This window comes from Bradyrhizobium sp. STM 3843 (assembly GCF_000239815.1).
GTDB lineage: Bacteria > Pseudomonadota > Alphaproteobacteria > Rhizobiales > Xanthobacteraceae > Bradyrhizobium.
On record NZ_CAFK01000240.1, the window covers coordinates 1 to 918 of the forward strand.

The 918-nt window shown below is 67.2% G+C and carries 1 protein-coding gene; it reads left to right on the top strand.

The annotated features are described in order from the left end of the window. Positions 1 to 918, top strand: a 918-nt coding sequence (locus BRAS3843_RS24735; protein WP_035982640.1) for an AMP-binding protein, incomplete at both ends; no start/stop codon positions are given.

The window sequence follows — 918 nt, forward strand, 5'->3', positions numbered from 1 at the left end:
CTATCAGTCCACTCCGCTGGCGGAGGTGCAGCGCTGGAGCGCGATGCCGGCCGGCACGCCGCTGTTCGAGAGCATTGTGGCGTTCGAGAATTATCCGGCCGAGATGTCGGCGCTCGATGAGGTGGCCCAATCTATCCGGATCAGCGAGGTGAGCCCGGTGGAGCGGACCAACTATCCGCTGACCTTGCAGGTCACGGTCGGCGAGCAGCTGGGGTTCCGGTTGATTGCGGATCGCGAACGGTTCGAGGCTGCAGCAGTCGAGCGGCTGCTCGGCCATTTTGCGCGGCTGCTGGGCGAGATCGTTGCTGATCCCGCGCGGCCGCTGGCGGCGCTGTCACCGCTCGACAAGGACGAGCGGCACCAGGTGGTGAGCGCGTTCAACGCCACCGCGGTGAGCACCCCACACGGCTTGCTGCACGCGCCGTTCGCGGCCCAGGCGGCACGGACGCCGGAGCGGATCGCGCTGCGCTTCGAGGATCAGACGCTCAGCTACGGCGAGCTCGACCGCCGCGCCAACCAGCTGGCGCATCATCTGCGGCAGCTCGGCGTCGGCCCCGATGTCGTGGTCGGGGTTTTGGCCGAACGCTCGTTCGAGATGGTGGTGGCGCTGTTCGGCATCCTCAAGGCCGGCGGGGCCTACCTGCCGCTTGACCCAAGTTATCCGGCCGAGCGGCTGGCCTACATGCTGGATGATGCCAAGGCGCCGGTGCTGCTGACGCAGCAAAGGCTGGTCGACCGTCTGCCGGCGCATGACGCTGCGGTGGTTCAGCTCGACGCCGACTGGCCGGAGATCGCGCGTCATCCGGAGACAGCACCGGTAAGCCACTGTGGACCCGACAACCTGGCTTACGTGATCTACACCTCGGGCTCGACCGGTAAGCCCAAGGGGGTGATGAACGCCCATCGCGGCATCGTCAA